16 protein-coding genes are annotated in these 16,806 nt (G+C 54.2%); 9 read left to right on the top strand and 7 right to left on the bottom strand.

Features of this window, described 5'->3' with window-relative positions; genetic code table 11:
- Nucleotides 1-2 precede the first annotated feature (2 nt).
- From yidD to rpmH, 3 genes are read right to left on the bottom strand one after another with little or no spacing between them, the layout of a single operon-like run.
- The gene (yidD, locus tag AC2FCQ_RS13555; protein ID WP_012004505.1) at nt 3-260 is read right to left on the bottom strand and encodes a membrane protein insertion efficiency factor YidD; all 258 of its coding nucleotides are present in this window, start codon (nt 258-260) and stop codon (nt 3-5) included.
- On the bottom strand, nt 224-583 hold the full coding sequence (gene rnpA, locus AC2FCQ_RS13550) for a ribonuclease P protein component (RefSeq protein WP_004950547.1): 360 nt from the start codon (nt 581-583) through the stop codon (nt 224-226). The genes yidD and rnpA overlap by 37 nt, the downstream gene beginning before the upstream one ends.
- A gap of 18 nt (nt 584-601) precedes the next feature.
- Nucleotides 602-742 carry a 50S ribosomal protein L34 gene (rpmH, locus tag AC2FCQ_RS13545; RefSeq protein ID WP_003849659.1) on the bottom strand — a complete coding sequence of 47 codons (141 nt, stop codon included), beginning with the start codon at nt 740-742 and terminating at the stop codon, nt 602-604.
- A 682-nt stretch (nt 743-1,424) separates the two neighbouring features.
- Between rpmH and dnaA the strand changes: the two genes are divergently transcribed.
- The 5 genes from dnaA to yidA all read left to right on the top strand — a co-directional run bounded on the left by dnaA (nt 1,425) and on the right by yidA (nt 8,658).
- Nucleotides 1,425-2,816 carry a chromosomal replication initiator protein DnaA gene (dnaA, locus tag AC2FCQ_RS13540; protein WP_037421193.1) on the top strand — a complete coding sequence of 464 codons (1,392 nt, stop codon included), beginning with the start codon at nt 1,425-1,427 and terminating at the stop codon, nt 2,814-2,816.
- A gap of 4 nt (nt 2,817-2,820) precedes the next feature.
- Nucleotides 2,821-3,921: a DNA polymerase III subunit beta gene (gene dnaN / locus AC2FCQ_RS13535; protein WP_012004507.1), complete on the top strand. Its 1,101-nt coding sequence runs from the start codon at nt 2,821-2,823 to the stop codon at nt 3,919-3,921.
- 161 nt (nt 3,922-4,082) lie between these two features.
- Entirely contained in the window at nt 4,083-5,168 is a 1,086-nt protein-coding gene (gene recF, locus AC2FCQ_RS13530) for a DNA replication/repair protein RecF (RefSeq protein ID WP_209638060.1), read from the top strand.
- Between the two features lie 18 nt (nt 5,169-5,186).
- Nucleotides 5,187-7,601, top strand: coding sequence for a DNA topoisomerase (ATP-hydrolyzing) subunit B (gene gyrB / locus AC2FCQ_RS13525; RefSeq protein WP_209638058.1), 2,415 nt, complete (start codon nt 5,187-5,189; stop codon nt 7,599-7,601).
- Nucleotides 7,602-7,842: 241 nt separating this feature from the next.
- Entirely contained in the window at nt 7,843-8,658 is an 816-nt protein-coding gene (yidA, locus tag AC2FCQ_RS13520) for a sugar-phosphatase (RefSeq protein ID WP_209638056.1), read from the top strand.
- A 41-nt stretch (nt 8,659-8,699) separates the two neighbouring features.
- Here the strand turns inward: yidA and AC2FCQ_RS13515 are convergent, their stop codons facing one another.
- Together AC2FCQ_RS13515 and AC2FCQ_RS13510 are read right to left on the bottom strand one after the other, a co-directional pair.
- The gene (locus tag AC2FCQ_RS13515) at nt 8,700-9,641 is read right to left on the bottom strand and encodes an ornithine cyclodeaminase family protein (protein WP_404760646.1); all 942 of its coding nucleotides are present in this window, start codon (nt 9,639-9,641) and stop codon (nt 8,700-8,702) included.
- Nucleotides 9,628-10,596: a threonine/serine dehydratase gene (locus AC2FCQ_RS13510; RefSeq protein ID WP_490308400.1), complete on the bottom strand. Its 969-nt coding sequence runs from the start codon at nt 10,594-10,596 to the stop codon at nt 9,628-9,630. Before AC2FCQ_RS13510 ends, AC2FCQ_RS13515 begins: the two co-directional genes overlap by 14 nt.
- Before the next feature lie 172 nt (nt 10,597-10,768).
- On the opposite strand from AC2FCQ_RS13510, the gene AC2FCQ_RS13505 reads away from it, so the two are divergent.
- Nucleotides 10,769-12,049 (top strand): YidR family protein, encoded by a 1,281-nt coding sequence (locus AC2FCQ_RS13505; RefSeq protein ID WP_490308399.1) that lies wholly within the window; start codon nt 10,769-10,771, stop codon nt 12,047-12,049.
- 33 nt (nt 12,050-12,082) lie between these two features.
- Here the strand turns inward: AC2FCQ_RS13505 and AC2FCQ_RS13500 are convergent, their stop codons facing one another.
- A complete protein-coding gene (locus tag AC2FCQ_RS13500; RefSeq protein WP_209638047.1) occupies nt 12,083-12,427 on the bottom strand; it encodes a YceK/YidQ family lipoprotein in 345 nt (114 codons plus the stop codon).
- A 307-nt stretch (nt 12,428-12,734) separates the two neighbouring features.
- On the opposite strand from AC2FCQ_RS13500, the gene ibpA reads away from it, so the two are divergent.
- The 3 genes from ibpA to AC2FCQ_RS13485 all read left to right on the top strand — a co-directional run bounded on the left by ibpA (nt 12,735) and on the right by AC2FCQ_RS13485 (nt 15,510).
- Entirely contained in the window at nt 12,735-13,148 is a 414-nt protein-coding gene (gene ibpA, locus AC2FCQ_RS13495) for a small heat shock chaperone IbpA (protein ID WP_209638045.1), read from the top strand.
- Between the two features lie 106 nt (nt 13,149-13,254).
- Nucleotides 13,255-13,683: a small heat shock chaperone IbpB gene (gene ibpB / locus AC2FCQ_RS13490; protein ID WP_037421171.1), complete on the top strand. Its 429-nt coding sequence runs from the start codon at nt 13,255-13,257 to the stop codon at nt 13,681-13,683.
- Between the two features lie 168 nt (nt 13,684-13,851).
- Nucleotides 13,852-15,510 (top strand): putative transporter, encoded by a 1,659-nt coding sequence (locus AC2FCQ_RS13485; protein WP_209638043.1) that lies wholly within the window; start codon nt 13,852-13,854, stop codon nt 15,508-15,510.
- A 42-nt stretch (nt 15,511-15,552) separates the two neighbouring features.
- Here the strand turns inward: AC2FCQ_RS13485 and AC2FCQ_RS13480 are convergent, their stop codons facing one another.
- On the bottom strand, nt 15,553-16,806 hold the full coding sequence (locus AC2FCQ_RS13480) for a valine--pyruvate transaminase (protein ID WP_209638041.1): 1,254 nt from the start codon (nt 16,804-16,806) through the stop codon (nt 15,553-15,555).

Here is a 16,806-nt window from a genome sequence, read left to right as displayed (position 1 = left end):
CGTTAGTGTTCTCTGTTATCGTCGGGTTTCGGCGGCACGGGATCATCGCCACCTGGGTTCAAAGGGTGGCATTTTAATACGCGTTTCAATGCTAACCAACTGCCTTTTATCATGCCAAACCTGCTTAATGCCTCAATTGCGTAATGAGAGCATGTCGGCTGGAAGCGGCAACGAGGCCCAAGCAGCGGACTGATGACGAGCTGGTAAGCTCGCACCAGCCCGATCAGGATGCGGGAGCCTGGCGACAGTGGCGACGCCATAATTTTTCCAAAGCTTCCGTCAGCGCGCGGTTATCCAAATCCGCTATCCCTTTTTTGGCCACTACGACAAAATCCATCGCCGGTAACTCGTGCTGACGTAAACGGAAGCTTTCGCGGGTTAGGCGTTTTATCCGATTGCGTTCATGCGCGCGTTTGACGTGTTTTTTGGCGACAGTAAGACCGATGCGGGGATGCCCCAGCTGGTTCAGGCGGCCGAGGATGGTGATTTGCGGCGTGCCAGCCCGTTGTGGCTGCTGGAAGACGAAAGTGAAGTGAGTGGGAGTTAACAAACGTAACTCCCTGGGAAAAGCGAGCTTAACCACTCAGCGGGTTAGCTTTTATTACTTAGAAACAGTCAGACGAGAACGGCCTTTCGCACGACGGCGGGCCAGAACTTGACGACCATTTTTGGTGGCCATACGAGCACGGAAACCGTGGCTACGGTTACGCTTCAATACGGACGGTTGGAAAGTGCGTTTCATGGCGATTTCTACCTAAACTTAAAATAATTACTGATCAGTAAACGCGTTTGGCTACTCGGCGTGAAGACGACCGACGCCTCAATCGCAATATATAAAGAGGCGGGATTGTAATAATTGTACAGTCCTGAGTCAATTCACATTGCGCTAGCCTACCTGGTTGTCTGCCAATTCGGAGTAAAATCCGGTCTTGGCCCGTGGTCACCGCAGAATCCTGTCCGGTTAATGACTCACCATTAAGGAACCAGGTACACACGTAGGGCGAAGATTATACGGACTCAGGGGTAAATCGCAAGGATCCCGATGCGATCCTTAGCGTGAAAACCCAGGATCCGGCGTGGATAACAGGGTATAACCGGTTGACAATGTAAAAAATACCGTTACTCACACGGTATTTTGCCTGCAATTTAGCGTGACTGGCGAAAAGATCGCCGCAGGCCGGGGCCTGTGGATAAAATGGATCTAATCTGTGATGAAGGGGAGGATCTCTTGCGCGGATTGCGCTATGATCCGTCATTCCGATCGCGATCTCTCAAGCGGGGATCGTGAGGGACATAAACCGTGAAAGGCGGTTCGCATCCCCCACAGGCAAACTGCCGATGCCGGGTATGTGTCAAAAATCATGAGTTATAAAAAAGTAGCCTGATTCTTTTCTTTTATTGATCTTGTTCGAGTGGAGTCCGCCGTGTCACTTTCGCTTTGGCAGCAGTGTCTTGCCCGATTGCAGGATGAGTTACCTGCCACAGAATTTAGTATGTGGATACGCCCATTGCAGGCGGAACTGAGTGACAACACCCTGGCGCTTTATGCGCCAAATCGTTTTGTGCTGGATTGGGTTCGCGATAAGTACTTAAACAATATCAATGGCCTGTTAAATGATTTCTGCGGTACGGATGCGCCATTGCTGCGTTTTGAAGTGGGCAGCAAACCGCTTTCCCAAATCATCAGCCAAACCGTCACCGCCAGTGTTAGCGCCCCGAGTGCACCCGTGGTGCGCGTTGCTGCGCCTACCCGCCCAAGCTGGGACAACGCGGCACCGCAGCCGGAGCTTTCTTACCGTTCCAACGTTAACCCAAAGCATACCTTTGATAACTTTGTTGAAGGTAAATCCAACCAGTTGGCGCGCGCGGCGGCTCGCCAGGTTGCGGATAACCCAGGCGGCGCCTATAACCCGTTGTTCCTTTATGGTGGCACCGGTCTGGGTAAAACCCACCTGTTGCACGCGGTTGGCAACGGCATCATGGCGCGCAAAGCTAACGCCAAAGTGGTCTACATGCACTCTGAACGCTTTGTGCAAGACATGGTCAAAGCGTTGCAGAACAATGCCATTGAAGAATTTAAGCGTTATTACCGTTCGGTCGATGCGCTGCTGATCGATGACATACAATTTTTTGCCAATAAAGAGCGTTCGCAGGAAGAGTTCTTCCATACCTTTAACGCGCTGTTAGAAGGCAATCAGCAGATTATCCTGACGTCGGACCGTTATCCTAAAGAGATTAACGGGGTGGAAGACCGTCTGAAATCCCGCTTCGGTTGGGGATTAACGGTAGCCATCGAACCGCCGGAGCTGGAAACCCGCGTAGCGATCCTGATGAAAAAGGCTGACGAAAACAATATCCGTCTGCCAGGAGAAGTGGCGTTCTTTATCGCCAAGCGCCTGCGTTCCAACGTGCGTGAGCTCGAAGGGGCGTTGAACCGCGTGATCGCCAACGCAAACTTTACCGGACGTGCCATTACCATTGATTTCGTGCGTGAAGCGCTGCGCGATCTACTGGCACTGCAAGAAAAGTTGGTCACCATCGATAATATTCAAAAGACGGTGGCGGAATACTATAAAATTAAAATCGCAGATTTGTTGTCCAAGCGGCGCTCGCGTTCCGTTGCCCGTCCACGTCAAATGGCGATGGCGTTAGCGAAAGAACTCACCAACCACAGCCTGCCAGAAATCGGCGATGCGTTTGGTGGCCGCGACCATACCACGGTGTTGCACGCCTGCCGGAAGATCGAGCAGTTGCGTGAGGAAAGTCACGACATCAAAGAAGATTTCTCCAATTTAATCAGAACATTATCTTCCTAGCGCTATGAAATTTATCGTTGAACGTGAGCATCTGCTAAAACCGCTGCAACAGGTGAGCAGCCCGCTGGGCGGCCGCCCAACGCTGCCTATTCTGGGTAACCTGCTGTTGCAGGTCACAGAAGGCTGCCTGCTGTTGACCGGCACCGATCTGGAGATGGAGATGGTGGCGCGCGTTGCCCTGTCCCAACCTCATGAAGCGGGCGCGACTACCGTCCCCGCGCGTAAATTATTTGATATCTGCCGTGGTTTGCCTGAAGGGGCTGAGATCACTGTGACGTTGGAAGGCGAGCGTATGCTGGTGCGTTCTGGCCGCAGTCGCTTCTCCCTTTCTACGCTGCCGGCGGTAGATTTCCCGAACCTGGACGATTGGCAGAGCGAAGTTGAATTCTCTCTGCCGCAGGCGACCCTTAAGCGCCTGATCGAAGCCACGCAGTTCTCGATGGCTCATCAGGACGTGCGCTACTACTTAAACGGCATGCTGTTCGAAACCGAAGGTGAAGAACTGCGTACCGTGGCGACCGATGGTCACCGCCTTGCTGTGTGTTCGATGCCTATTGGCCAGCAATTACCGTCGCATTCGGTGATCGTGCCGCGTAAAGGGGTGATGGAACTGGTGCGTCTGCTGGACGGTGGCGATACGCTGCTGCAATTGCAGATCGGCAGTAACAACATCCGTGCGCACGTCGGTGATTTCATCTTCACTTCCAAGCTGGTTGACGGCCGTTTCCCTGATTATCGTCGTGTATTGCCGAAGAACCCGGACAAAACGCTGGAAGCCGGTTGCGACTTGCTTAAGCAGGCTTTTGCCCGTGCGGCCATTTTGTCGAACGAAAAGTTCCGCGGTGTGCGCCTGTACGTCAGCCAAAACCAACTCAAGATCACCGCCAATAACCCTGAGCAGGAAGAAGCGGAAGAGATCCTCGACGTCAGCTACGACGGCACCGAGATGGAAATTGGGTTCAACGTCAGTTATGTGCTGGACGTATTGAATGCACTCAAGTGTGAAGATGTACGCTTGTTGCTGACCGACTCGGTCTCTAGCGTGCAGATCGAAGACGGTGCCAGTAAGTCTGCCGCCTATGTCGTCATGCCAATGCGGTTGTGATCGATATCCGGGCTATCTTGCTTGCCATTTTACGCTTGGGCAGTGCTCGCAATCCTCACGTACTCTGTGTACGCTCCGGTTGCTGTGCGCTGCCTGCACGTAAACTGCCAGCGCCGATAACGCCCTCACATTGAGCGTAATTTCCCGGTGATGGAATTGGCATGGCATTAACGCGTTTACTGATTAAAGATTTCCGCAATATAGAAGCTGCGGATTTGGCGCTGGCGCCGGGGTTCAATTTCCTGGTGGGTGCCAATGGCAGCGGCAAGACCAGCGTGCTTGAGGCGGTGTATACCCTCGGTCACGGGCGGGCATTTCGCAGCCTGCAGGCGGGGCGCGTGATTCGTCACGACCAGCCGGAGTTCATTTTGCACGGCCGCATTGACGGTGCAGAGCGTGAAATATCCGTAGGATTAAGCAAGAGCCGTCAGGGGGACAGCAAGGTACGTGTCGATGGCAGCGACGGCCACAAAGTGGCTGAACTGGCGCAGCTACTGCCGATGCAACTGATTACCCCCGAAGGTTTTACCCTGCTAAACGGCGGGCCGAAATTCCGGCGCGCCTTCCTGGACTGGGGTTGTTTTCATAACGAACCCGGTTTTTTCACCGCCTGGAGCAACCTGAAACGGTTACTGAAGCAGCGCAATGCCGCGCTGCGCCAGGTCAGTCGCTATGCGCAGATCCGCGCGTGGGATCAGGAACTGATCCCCTTGGCCGAGCGCATCAGCGAATGGCGGGCAGCTTACAGCGACGCGATTGCCGCGGATATTACCGCGACATGCGCGCAGTTTTTGCCCGAATTTGCCCTGAGTTTCTCTTTCCAGCGTGGCTGGGACAAAGAGAGCGACTACGGAGAGCTCCTGGAGCGCCAGTTTGAGCGCGACAGGGCGTTAACCTATACCGCGGTGGGGCCGCATAAAGCGGACTTTCGCATTCGTGCCGACGGCACGCCGGTAGAGGATTTGTTATCGCGCGGTCAGCTTAAGCTGCTGATGTGCGCGTTGCGCTTAGCGCAGGGTGAGTTTCTCACCCGGCAGAGCGGGCGGCGTTGCCTGTATCTGATTGATGATTTTGCCTCCGAGCTGGACACCGGCCGTCGCCGGTTGCTGGCCGATCGCCTGAAAGCCACCCAGGCCCAGGTCTTTGTCAGTGCTGTTAGCGCTGAACAAGTGACCGACATGGCCGGTGAAAAGGGCAAGATGTTCCGCGTGGAACAGGGTAAAATAGAGGTTCAACCACAGGACTAAAATGAGCGAGAAACGTTGATGTCGAATTCTTATGACTCCTCAAGTATCAAGGTATTAAAAGGGCTGGACGCGGTGCGTAAGCGCCCGGGCATGTATATCGGCGACACCGATGATGGCACCGGTCTGCACCACATGGTATTCGAGGTTGTGGACAACGCTATCGACGAAGCACTCGCTGGCCACTGTAGTGACATTCAGGTGACCATCCATGCCGACAACTCCGTTTCGGTACAGGATGACGGCCGTGGTATCCCGACCGGTATTCACGAAGAGGAAGGGGTTTCTGCGGCACAGGTGATCATGACTGTGTTGCATGCCGGCGGCAAATTTGATGACAACTCCTACAAGGTTTCCGGCGGTCTGCACGGTGTAGGCGTATCGGTTGTTAACGCCTTGTCCGAGAAGCTGGAACTGGTTATCCGTCGTGAAGGCAAGGTTCACGAACAAACCTATGCGATGGGCGAACCACTGTCACCCCTGAAAGTGGTCGGTGAAACCGATCTGACCGGTACCACAGTGCGTTTCTGGCCGAGCTACGAAACCTTCACCAACAATACCGAATTTGAGTACGACATTCTGGCCAAGCGCCTGCGCGAACTCTCATTCCTGAACTCTGGCGTGTCTATCCGCCTGAAAGACAAACGTACGGACAAAGAAGACCACTTCCACTACGAAGGCGGTATCAAGGCGTTTGTTGAGTACCTGAACAAAAACAAAACCCCAATCCACCCGAACGTCTTCTATTTCTCTACAGTGAAAGACGACATCGGTGTGGAAGTGGCGTTGCAGTGGAACGACGGTTTCCAGGAAAACATTTACTGCTTTACCAACAACATTCCGCAGCGTGATGGCGGTACCCATCTGGTCGGTTTCCGTACCGCGATGACGCGTACCCTGAACAGCTACATGGATAAAGAAGGTTACAGCAAAAAGGCCAAGATCAGCGCTACCGGTGACGATGCGCGTGAAGGTTTGATTGCCGTTGTGTCAGTAAAAGTACCGGATCCTAAGTTCTCTTCTCAGACTAAAGACAAGCTGGTTTCTTCCGAAGTGAAAACCGCTGTTGAAACCCTGATGAACGAGAAGCTGGTCGATTACCTGATGGAAAACCCGGGCGATGCGAAAATCGTCGTCGGTAAAATTATCGATGCAGCGCGTGCCCGTGAAGCCGCACGTAAAGCGCGTGAAATGACTCGCCGTAAAGGCGCGTTGGATCTGGCCGGCTTGCCGGGCAAACTGGCGGACTGCCAGGAACGCGACCCGGCACTGTCCGAACTGTACCTGGTGGAAGGGGACTCAGCGGGCGGCTCTGCCAAGCAGGGGCGTAACCGTAAGAACCAGGCGATCTTGCCGTTGAAAGGTAAAATCCTCAACGTTGAGAAAGCCCGCTTCGACAAGATGCTGTCTTCACAGGAAGTTGCCACGCTGATCACTGCACTTGGCTGCGGTATCGGCCGGGATGAGTACAACCCGGACAAGCTGCGTTATCACAGTATCATCATCATGACCGATGCCGACGTCGATGGCTCGCACATCCGTACGCTGCTGCTGACCTTCTTCTATCGTCAGATGCCGGAAATCATTGAGCGCGGTCACGTGTTCATTGCCCAACCGCCGTTGTACAAGGTGAAAAAAGGCAAGCAGGAACAGTACATCAAAGATGACGAGGCGATGGATCAATACCAAATCGCCATCGCGATGGACGGCGCCACTCTGCATACCAACGCCAGTGCACCGGCGCTTGCGGGCGAGCAGTTGGAAAGACTGGTTGCTGAGCATTACAGCGTGCAGAAGTTGATCGGCCGTATGGAACGCCGCTACCCGCGCGCGTTGCTGAACAACCTGATCTACCAGCCAACTCTGGCAGAGGGCGATCTGAGCGATCAGGCCAAGGTTAAGACCTGGATTGATTCGTTGGTGAAACTGCTGAACGACAAAGAACAGCACGGCAGCAGCTATGATTCGGTGATCTTTGAGAACCGTGAGCGCCAGATGTTTGAGCCTGTACTGCGCATTCGTACTCACGGTGTGGATACCGATTACGCGTTGGACTTTGACTTCATCCACGGCGGCGAATACCGCAAAATCTGTGTCCTGGGTGAGAAGCTGCGCGGTTTGATCGAAGAAGATGCCTTCATTGAACGTGGTGAGCGTCGTCAGCCGGTTGAAAGCTTCGAACAGGCATTGGAGTGGCTGGTGAAAGAGTCGCGCCGTGGTCTGTCAGTACAGCGTTATAAAGGTCTGGGTGAAATGAACCCAGAGCAGCTGTGGGAAACCACGATGGATCCGGAAAGCCGCCGCATGCTGCGCGTGACCGTGAAGGACGCCATTGCTGCTGACCAACTGTTCACCACCCTGATGGGTGATGCGGTTGAACCTCGTCGTGCCTTTATCGAAGAAAATGCCCTGAAAGCGGCAAACATCGATATCTGACGTCCTTATCCCCCAAAATAATTCGAGTTGCATCAAGGCGGCAACTGAGCGAATCCCCGGGAGCTTAGATAACGAAGTGACTGGGGTGAGTAAAGGCAGCCAATAAGAAGCGACTTGAAGTATGAAGGGATCGTTGAAAATCCGCGCCGGGTGACTTGCGCGGATTTTTTTACGCTTTTTTGGCGCTGACATTACCGGCTGAAACGCGTTAGCATGGAAAAAACCACTGGGAGAGGCTCGAATGGCTATTGAACTGATTGCAATTGATATGGACGGCACGCTGCTCAACCCGCAGCACCAGATTACGCCGGCGGTAAAGCAGGCGATCACCGAGGCACGCCGCAAAGGGGTGCATGTCGTGCTGGCTACCGGGCGACCTTACGTCGGTGTGCAGGATTATCTGCGTCAGTTGGACATTCAGGGTCCCGGTGATTTCTGTATTACCTATAACGGCGCGCTGGTTTTGAAGGCGGTTGACGGTGACTGCATCCTGCAGGAAACGCTGGGCTTTGAGGATTATCTCTACTTCGAGCAGATGGCGCGTGAATTCGGCGTCCACTATCAGGCATTTGATTTCGATACGCTGTATACGCCGAACAAAGATATCGGCAAATATACCGTGCACGAGTCGGAAATGACCGGTATCCCGCTCAAATACCGCAGTGTGGAAGAGATGGATCGTTCGATTCGTTTCCCGAAATTGATGATGGTTGACGAGCCTGAGTTGCTGGATCGCGCTATCGCCCGTATTCCGGCCGAAACGCATGAGCGCTACACCATCCTGAAAAGCGCGCCTTATTTCCTGGAGCTCCTGCATAAAAATGTGGATAAAGGTGCCGGCGTGAAAATGCTGGCCGATCATCTTGGCATTGCGCGTGAAAACGTGATGACGTTGGGCGACCAGGCTAACGACACCGCGATGATCGAGTATGCCGGTGTCGGCGTTGCAATGGGTAACGCTATTCCGGAACTGAAGGCGGTGGCACAGTTTGTTACCACCACCAACACGGAAGACGGCGTAGCGCGCGCCATTGAGAAGTTTGTGCTCAATGCCTAATGCTGTTTGGCATTACAGGGGCGCAACTGCGCCCTTGTACGTTATAGCCGTGCCAAAATGCCTTTCACAATTTGCACATCCTGAATCGCCAGCCCGGTGAGATCGGCGAGGGTGATTTGCCGAGGATCACTACGCACTTTTATCCCCTGAGCCAATGCCGTACCGAATTCGACGATTGGCGTCGATTGAAGTAAACCCTGCCGATAAGCCGTGGCGATCTCGCCGTATTCTGTGCACTGGGACACCGCGTCGACCAGCAACACATCCGCGCTGGCAACCAGGCTGCTCTCCAGTTCCTGCTTACCCTGAGCATCGGCGCCGACGGCGGTGATGTGGGTACCGGGTTGAATATCTGCTGCCCGCAGAATGGGTTCACGGCTGGGTGTTGTGGTGACAATCAACCGGCAGTGTCCCGCCAATTCTGCGGCATCCTGCGTGGTCTGTACCCGAAATCCTTCCGCCTCCGCTTCGCGACGGAAAGCGTCTAATGCCGGTTCGTTACGGCCCCACACCCAAAGGTTGCGGCAGGTCGTCTGCGGTTTGAGGTGTTGCAATTGCAGCCTGGCCTGCATGCCACAACCGATGAGGCCAATCGCCGGGATATCCGCTGGTGCGCACAGTTCGGCGGCAATACGTCCGGCCAGTGCGGTGCGTAACGCGGTCAGCCAACCTTCGTCCAACAATAATGCCTGCGGTACGCCGGTCTGCGCCGAGAAGGCCATCATCAGCCCTTGATTGCTGGCCAGGCCCTGCAACGCGTTGTGATAAAAGCCGGAAGAAACCTTGATGACAAATTGTTCGTCCCCTTCCAGCCACGCTGATTTAATGCAGCAGTCACCCGACGCCTGCTCGAAGAGGAAGTGCTGAACTGGCGGCTGTTGCACCCGTTGCTGTGAATAGGCAATAAACCCCTGTTTAAGCAACAAAGTGACTGCATCAGCATCGAAAGCGTCAAGAATCTGCCGTTTATTAATGATTCTCATCGGAGATGGCCTTGAGGTATTTTTCCAGTACGATGTTTTTGCCACACAGCACTACCGCCACTTTCTTCCCCTGAAATTCCGGCGCGAGTTTGATGGCGGCAGCTAAGGCTACTCCGGCTGCGCCCTCAATTATCCAGCGATCGCTGGCGGCAATCTGGCGCATGGCCTGCTTGATTTCCGCTTCACTGACCAATATTTTGCGGTCAATCACCTGCTGGCACAGCGGGAAGGTGATTGCGTTCGGCTCGACACCGCCAGCGGTGCCATCGGACAGCGTGTCCCGTTCTTCCACCGGATAAATATGGCCGGCTTCCAGTGCGCTATACATGCTGGTGGCATTTTCTGGCCAGCAGGCGATAAGCTGGGTTTTGGGAGACAATCGCTGCAGAACGGTACCAATTCCTGAAATATAGCCGCCGCCTCCCACCGCGACAAACACCGCATCCAAATCCGCTTGCTGCTCCACGAGCTCCATGCCGCAGGTGCCCTGACCGGCAACCACCTGTGGGTCGTTATAGGGTGAGATATAGACTTTACCTTGCTCAATGGCCGCCTTTTCTCCCGCCTGTTCGGCATTCAGTGCATCGCCCGGTATCAATTCCACCTTACCGCCGAGCGCACGGATGGTCTCCAGTTTGATCGCTGCCGCCGTTTCTGGGGCATACACCGTCACGCTGACACCCATCAGTTTGCCTGCCAACGCGACGGCTTGGCCATGATTCCCGGTAGAAGCGGCGATCACCCCGCAGCTGCGCTGTTGGTCATTGAGCAACCGCAGTTTGTTGCTGGCACCACGAAACTTGAAGGAGCCGGTATGTTGCAGATGGTCGCATTTCAGATACAGCTCGCAGCCCAACTGCTGTGACAGCAATACGCTGCGGTCCAGCGGGGTCACGCGAACCTGCGGGCGCAAGTGCTGATGGGCGGAAACAATGGCATCGAATAGATTGCTCATACGGGCTCCTGTAGAAAAGATTAATGTAGACTTTAAAATCCAGTGTGTACTTTTTAGTATTGTCTGTAAACCTTCATTTGTGCGTGGACACAGTGTGCCAATGGGCAATGTGAACCCACAGCCCATTCCGGTAAGATGGCTGTTCAGTACCAGCCTATGCAGGAGAGCCGCCATGAGCCATCGGGAACAACAACTGACTTTTGATCCACGTGGACATCAGTTAACCAATATTAACGTCTGGACGCCGGACAGCCAGTGGTTGGCTTACGATGTACGCCCGAATGGGGCTTCCTTCACTGGCTTGAGTATCGAGCGGGTGAACGTCGATAGCGGCGTGGTAGAGGTGGTTTATCGCGCGCAGCAGGGGGCCCACGTTGGCGTGGTAACCGTCAGCCCGGATGCACCGGCTCGCTATGCCTTTATTCACGGGCCAGAGTATCCGGACAGCGTTTGGCATTATGATTTTCATCACCGGCGTGGGGTGATCGTCAGCGAGCCGGATCGTGAATTGGCCATAACCCTCGATGCGATGGATATCACCGCCCCCTTTACCCCTGGCGCGCTACGTGGCGGCACTCACGTGCATGTCTTTAGCCCGGACGGTAGCCGCCTGAGCTTCACCTACAATGACCACGTAATGCACGAGTTGGACCCGGCGCAGGATTTGCGCAACGTGGGTGTGGCTGTGCCATTGCAGGGAGTGAACCCGCCGAAGCAACATCCGCGTGAATATGACGGTAGCCATTACTGTGTATTGGTGAGCGAGACGACATCGCAGCCACAGCCAGGCAGCGACCAAATTAACCGCGCCTATGAAGAAGGTTGGGTCGGCCAGCGTGGTTATACCCGGCCTGATGGGCGGCAACAGCGTTGGGCGCTGGCATTTATCGGCGATACGCTTTCCAGCAGCGGTGAGAAGCTACCTGAGGTTTTTATTGTAGACCTGCCACAGGATGATACCGATTATGCCAAAGCCGGAACCAGGCCGTTACAGGGCACCGCCCGCCATTTGCCTGCACCGCCGTTGGGAGTGCGCCAACGCCGGTTGACGTTTACCGGCCAACGCTGTTATCCCGGTGTTGTGACCACGCCTCGCCACTGGCTGCGCAGTTCGCCCGACGGTAGCATGATCGCCTTTCTAATGAAGGATGATAGAGGGGTTGTGCAATTGTGGACAATCTCACCCAATGGCGGTGACCCGCGGCAGATCACCCATGGTGAACACGGGATTCAGTCGGCATTTAGCTGGCATCCACAGGGGGGCAGGATCGCGTTGGTGTGTGATAACAGCCTCATGGTGTGTGAGGTCGCAAGTGGCCGAATGCAGCGCCTGACACAGCGTACTGCGCTACCGCCGTCGGGGGACGCTATCGTGTTCTCACCGGACGGCAATAAAGTGGCGTTTATGCGTGAGATTGGCGGATTCAGCCAGATTTTTGTGGTCGGGCTGTAATCAACCGCGGGCAAGTGGCCCGCGTCTGATACGTTAATGTGGGGTTGTGGTGGCTGCGTGGGCAGGATCGCCGCTGGCGGCCAGATTCTGCTCTTCGCCGCGGAGAATGCGCGCCTTAGGTGAGTCTGAGGTCGCGTCACTGCCAGATCGCATATAGTCGTAAGGCAGCAATACCGTGTCCATGACGGCTGATAACGGCAGATCCAACGCAACCAGTGGCATCATTGCCCAACTGGTGTTGTCATCCTTCAGAATATCCACGCTGGCGCGAGTGCCGGGGTAATAGCCCTGATTTGGGCCAGTGTGGCTCATCACGCTTGAGCAGCCGTTAGTCGCTAACAGCATGCAACTGGTTGCTATCACTCTCATCGTTTTCATTATTATTCCATCCTGCAGGGTGCTGTTCCCCAAAATCTGCTGATCTATAACATCTTGTGGATGTTTTAAAAGGAGCAAGGACCCGCTCTGTGGCAGTAGTCTCAGTTTATTGTAAGGGATAAAAAAAATTTCGCCGAACTGATTGTCATTTTTTTGATCGTCGCCAGTTGAAATGCTGAAAGCAATCCCCATTTTCTTATCAGTACCCAATTAAGAATTCGCCGTAAGGGAATTCCGATTATTTAGTCTGTCCCGTGTGGAAGGCTTAATTATTAAACCTCGCTGAAGTGTCTTAGGAGGCTGTTTTATGCGCAATTTTGATCTTTCCCCACTCTATCGTTCCGCGATTGGTTTTGATCGTTTGTTTAACACGTTAGAGGCAAGCCAAAGCCAGAGTAATGGCGGTTATCCTCCTTATAACGTTGAACTGGTAGATGAAAATCATTACCGCATTGCGATAGCGGTAGCCGGGTTTGCCGAGCAGGAGCTGGAAATAACCAGCCAGGATAATCTGCTGATTGTTCGCGGCGCTCATAATAATGAACCGGCGGAAAGAACCTACTTATATCAAGGTATTGCCGAGCGGAACTTTGAACGTAAATTCCAGTTGGCCGAGCATATCCAAATTAAAGGCGCCAAGCTGGAAAACGGTTTGTTGTATATAGATATGGAACGAATTGTTCCAGAAACATTAAAACCGCGCCGGATCGAAATTAAATAATTCCTATTTCATCGGTGGAATGAATCGCCGGTGGGACGTTAGTTAACTTGCCTGCCGTCAGGGGGCAAATTAAACATAATCTCGCTTCATAGAAGGAGTTTACACTATGCGTAATTACGATTTATCCCCACTGCTGCGTCAGTGGATTGGTTTTGACAAACTGGCCAGTTCAATGGGCGGTCAGGAGCCGCAAGGGTTCCCGCCTTACAATATCGAGAAAAGCGACGACAACCATTACCGCATTTCTCTGGCGTTGGCCGGGTTTAAGCAAAGCGAGCTGGATATTGAGGTTGAAGGCCCACGGCTGACTGTGCGGGGCAAACCGACGCCACCAGAAAAACAGGTGGAATATCTGCATCAAGGGCTGGTGTGTAAAGAGTTTACGTTGACCTTCACGTTGGCTGAGCATCTGCAGGTGTCAGAAGCCCAGTTTGAAAACGGCCTTCTGCATATCGATCTGGTGCGTCAGGTTCCGGAAGCCCTGCAGCCGCAGCGTATTGCCATCGGCACCACGCCGGGGTTGGAATCAAAATAACCGACTGAAAAACGGCAAAATTATACGGGGGAAGTCCAAACGGACTTCCCCCGTTGCATTCTGTGGCGCACCCCACAGTCGTACCTTCCCGCTTATGCCAAAATCCTTGTTAATTGTGCGTATTTAATCGCAAAACCGGTTGTTAAACTTCTGGCAAGGATGTGACCAATGAGCGAAATCGCCCTGACCGTCAGTATGTTGGCGTTGGTGGCCGTTCTCGGGCTGTGGATGGGTAACTGGAAGGTCTACGGAGTTGGGCTGGGTATTGGTGGGGTGTTGTTCGGTGGCATTATCGTTGGGCATTTCGCCCAGAGCTGGCAGCTCAATCTTAATGGCGACATGCTGCACTTTATTCAGGAGTTTGGCCTGATCCTGTTTGTTTATACCATTGGTATTCAGGTCGGCCCTGGTTTCTTCTCTTCGTTGCGGGTATCCGGGCTGCGGCTCAACGGCTTTGCCATTTTACTGGTGTTGCTCGGTGGGGGCGTGGCGGCGGTGGTTCACAAATTGTTTGCCGTACCACTGCCAATCATTCTGGGCGTGTTCTCCGGCGCGGTCACTAATACGCCAGCGCTCGGGGCCGGGCAGCAAATTCTTACCGATTTAGGATCAGATCCTGCACTGGTCGATCGCATGGGGATGGGATACGCCATGGCGTACCCGTTCGGCATTTGCGGCATTTTATTGGTGATGTGGCTGATACGCCTGTTTTTCCGCATCAATATCGAGCGAGAGGCGCAGATCTTTGAAAGCAGCCTGGGCAACCAGCGCGAGCTGCTGCATACCATGAACGTCGCGGTGCGTAACCCCAACCTGCAGGGGATGGCAATCAAAAATGTGCCGCTATTGAACGGTGAAGACATCATCTGTTCACGCCTGAAACGCGGCGAGCTGCTGATGGTACCGGCACCGCTCGAGAAGCTGGAGCTGGGCGACTACCTGCATCTGGTGGGCAAGCGTGAAAATTTGGAAAATGCCCGGTTGGTGATTGGCGAAGAAGTAGACGTTTCACTGTCGACACGCGGTACGGAGCTGCAGGTGGTGAGAGCGGTGGTGACCAATGAAAAAGTCTTGGGCAGCAAAATCCGCGATCTGAACCTGAAGCAAAAATACGACGTGGTGATTTCACGTCTCAACCGTTCTGGGGTGGAATTGGTTGCCGGCAGCAATGTCACGCTGCAATTTGGCGATATCCTCAACCTGGTTGGGCGGCCGGAGTCCATCGAGGCGGTGGCGGCCATTGTCGGCAACGCTCAACAGAAGCTGCAGCAGGTGCAAATGCTGCCGGTATTTATTGGCATTGGTTTGGGTGTGCTGCTGGGGTCTATTCCACTGTTTGTACCGGGTTTCCCGGCGGCATTGCGATTGGGGCTTGCCGGTGGGCCGTTGGTGGCGGCCTTGATCCTCGGGCGTATTGGCAGCATCGGTAAGCTGTATTGGTTTATGCCACCGAGCGCCAACCTCGCGTTGCGCGAACTGGGCATTGTGCTGTTTCTGGCGGTGGTGGGGTTGAAGTCAGGGGGGAACTTTGTCGATACCTTGATTAATGGCGAAGGATTGGAGTGGATCGGTTATGGCGCGCTGATTACGGCTATCCCACTGCTCAGTGTGGGCGTGTTGGCGCGGTGGGTGGGTAAGATGAATTATCTGACACTGTCCGGCATGCTGGCAGGTTCAATGACGGATCCACCGGCGCTGGCCTTCGCCAACGGCCTGCACCCGACCAGCGGCGCTGCTGCGTTGTCTTATGCCACGGTTTATCCGTTAGCGATGTTCCTGCGTATCATGTCACCGCAGTTGCTGGCGGTGCTGTTCTGGGCGATGTAAGACGATGGGGCGCACGTGTTGAACGGTGCCCCATCGCTATGATCAGTTCGCCTCTTGGTGAGCGCGTTCGATCTCTTCCGCCAGTATGGCTACGCCGCGCTCAATCTTCTCTGGGTCAGGCACGTAGTTCATGCGCATACACTGATGGGTGTGTGGCCATTCATGCTCCAACCCCGGGAAGAAGTAGTGCCCTGGCACCATCAGCACACCACGCTTTTTCAGGCGTTGATACAGCAATTCGGTGGTGATCGGTAGGTCCTTAAACCACAGCCAGAGGAAAATTGCTCCTTCCGGTTTGTGGATCAGGCAGCGTTCTGGTGACAGGTAGCGGCGAATGATCTCGATCGTGTGCTCAACGCGCTGTTTGTAGAACGGACGGATCACCTCGTTGGACAAGCGCAGCAAATCACCACGTTCGATCATTTCTGTCGCCATTGCCGGGCCCATGCTGCCCGGTGACAGGCTGATGATACCGTTCATGTTGGTCAGCGCACTGATCACCTTCTCGTCAGCGATCACAATACCGCAGCGTGAACCCGGCAGGCCGAGTTTCGACAGACTCATACATAAGATGATGTTGGGGTTCCACAGCGGTGTTGCGTCGCTGAAGATGATGCCTGGGAAGGGTACGCCATAGGCGTTATCGATCACCAGCGGGATATTACGTTGTTGCGCCAGCAGGTCGAGCTTCATCAGCTCTTCGTCGGTGATCACGTTACCGGTTGGGTTCGTGGGGCGTGACACACAGATCATGCCGATATCATCGCCAATATTCAGATGTTCGAAATCAACGTGATACTTGAACTGGCCCTCTGGCAGCAATTCGATATTAGGCTTGGCCGACACAAACAGGCCTTCGTCCAACCCTGCATCGGCATAGCCGATATATTCCGGGGCCAGCGGGAACAGCACGCGGCGGCGGCTACCGTCGGCGTAACGCCCGGCAAACAGGTTAAACAAGTAGAAAAACGCACTCTGACTGCCGTTTGTCAGTGCAATATTCTGTGGTGAGATCTGCCAGCCGAGTTCATCGTGCAGCAAATTGGCCAGCGCTTTCAGTAAAGCGTCTTTGCCCTGCGGGCCGTCATAGTTACACAGAGCCTCAGTCAGTTTGCCTTGATCGAGCATGTCCTGGCACAGCTGTTTGAAGTAGCTTTCCATCTCTGGAATCTGTGCCGGATTGCCGCCGCCGAGCATGATGGCACCGGGGGTGCGCAGGCCTTCGTTCAGGTCATCCATTAAACGGGTAATGCCCGCATAACGGGTAAATTTGTCGCCGAAAAGTGAAAAAGTCAT

The organism is Serratia sp. CoH_134_PS_4 (genome assembly GCF_058190535.1).
The sequence above is the reverse complement of the archived record's forward strand: the minus strand, read 5'-3'. Positions and strand labels throughout refer to the sequence as shown.

Bases quoted from the DNA above. Each gene is read 5' to 3' on its own strand.
- yidD (WP_012004505.1), bottom strand. From the start codon at position 260: ATGGCGTCGCCACTGTCGCCAGGCTCCCGCATCCTGATCGGGCTGGTG.
- rpmH (WP_003849659.1), bottom strand. From the start codon at position 742: ATGAAACGCACTTTCCAACCGTCCGTATTGAAGCGTAACCGTAGCCAC.
- dnaN (WP_012004507.1), top strand. From the start codon at position 2,821: ATGAAATTTATCGTTGAACGTGAGCATCTGCTAAAACCGCTGCAACAG.
- recF (WP_209638060.1), top strand. From the start codon at position 4,083: ATGGCATTAACGCGTTTACTGATTAAAGATTTCCGCAATATAGAAGCT.
- gyrB (WP_209638058.1), top strand. From the start codon at position 5,187: ATGTCGAATTCTTATGACTCCTCAAGTATCAAGGTATTAAAAGGGCTG.
- yidA (WP_209638056.1), top strand. From the start codon at position 7,843: ATGGCTATTGAACTGATTGCAATTGATATGGACGGCACGCTGCTCAAC.
- AC2FCQ_RS13515 (WP_404760646.1), bottom strand. From the start codon at position 9,641: ATGAGAATCATTAATAAACGGCAGATTCTTGACGCTTTCGATGCTGAT.
- AC2FCQ_RS13510 (WP_490308400.1), bottom strand. From the start codon at position 10,596: ATGAGCAATCTATTCGATGCCATTGTTTCCGCCCATCAGCACTTGCGC.
- AC2FCQ_RS13505 (WP_490308399.1), top strand. From the start codon at position 10,769: ATGAGCCATCGGGAACAACAACTGACTTTTGATCCACGTGGACATCAG.
- AC2FCQ_RS13500 (WP_209638047.1), bottom strand. From the start codon at position 12,427: ATGAAAACGATGAGAGTGATAGCAACCAGTTGCATGCTGTTAGCGACT.
- ibpA (WP_209638045.1), top strand. From the start codon at position 12,735: ATGCGCAATTTTGATCTTTCCCCACTCTATCGTTCCGCGATTGGTTTT.
- ibpB (WP_037421171.1), top strand. From the start codon at position 13,255: ATGCGTAATTACGATTTATCCCCACTGCTGCGTCAGTGGATTGGTTTT.
- AC2FCQ_RS13485 (WP_209638043.1), top strand. From the start codon at position 13,852: ATGAGCGAAATCGCCCTGACCGTCAGTATGTTGGCGTTGGTGGCCGTT.
- AC2FCQ_RS13480 (WP_209638041.1), bottom strand. From the start codon at position 16,806: ATGACTTTTTCACTTTTCGGCGACAAATTTACCCGTTATGCGGGCATT.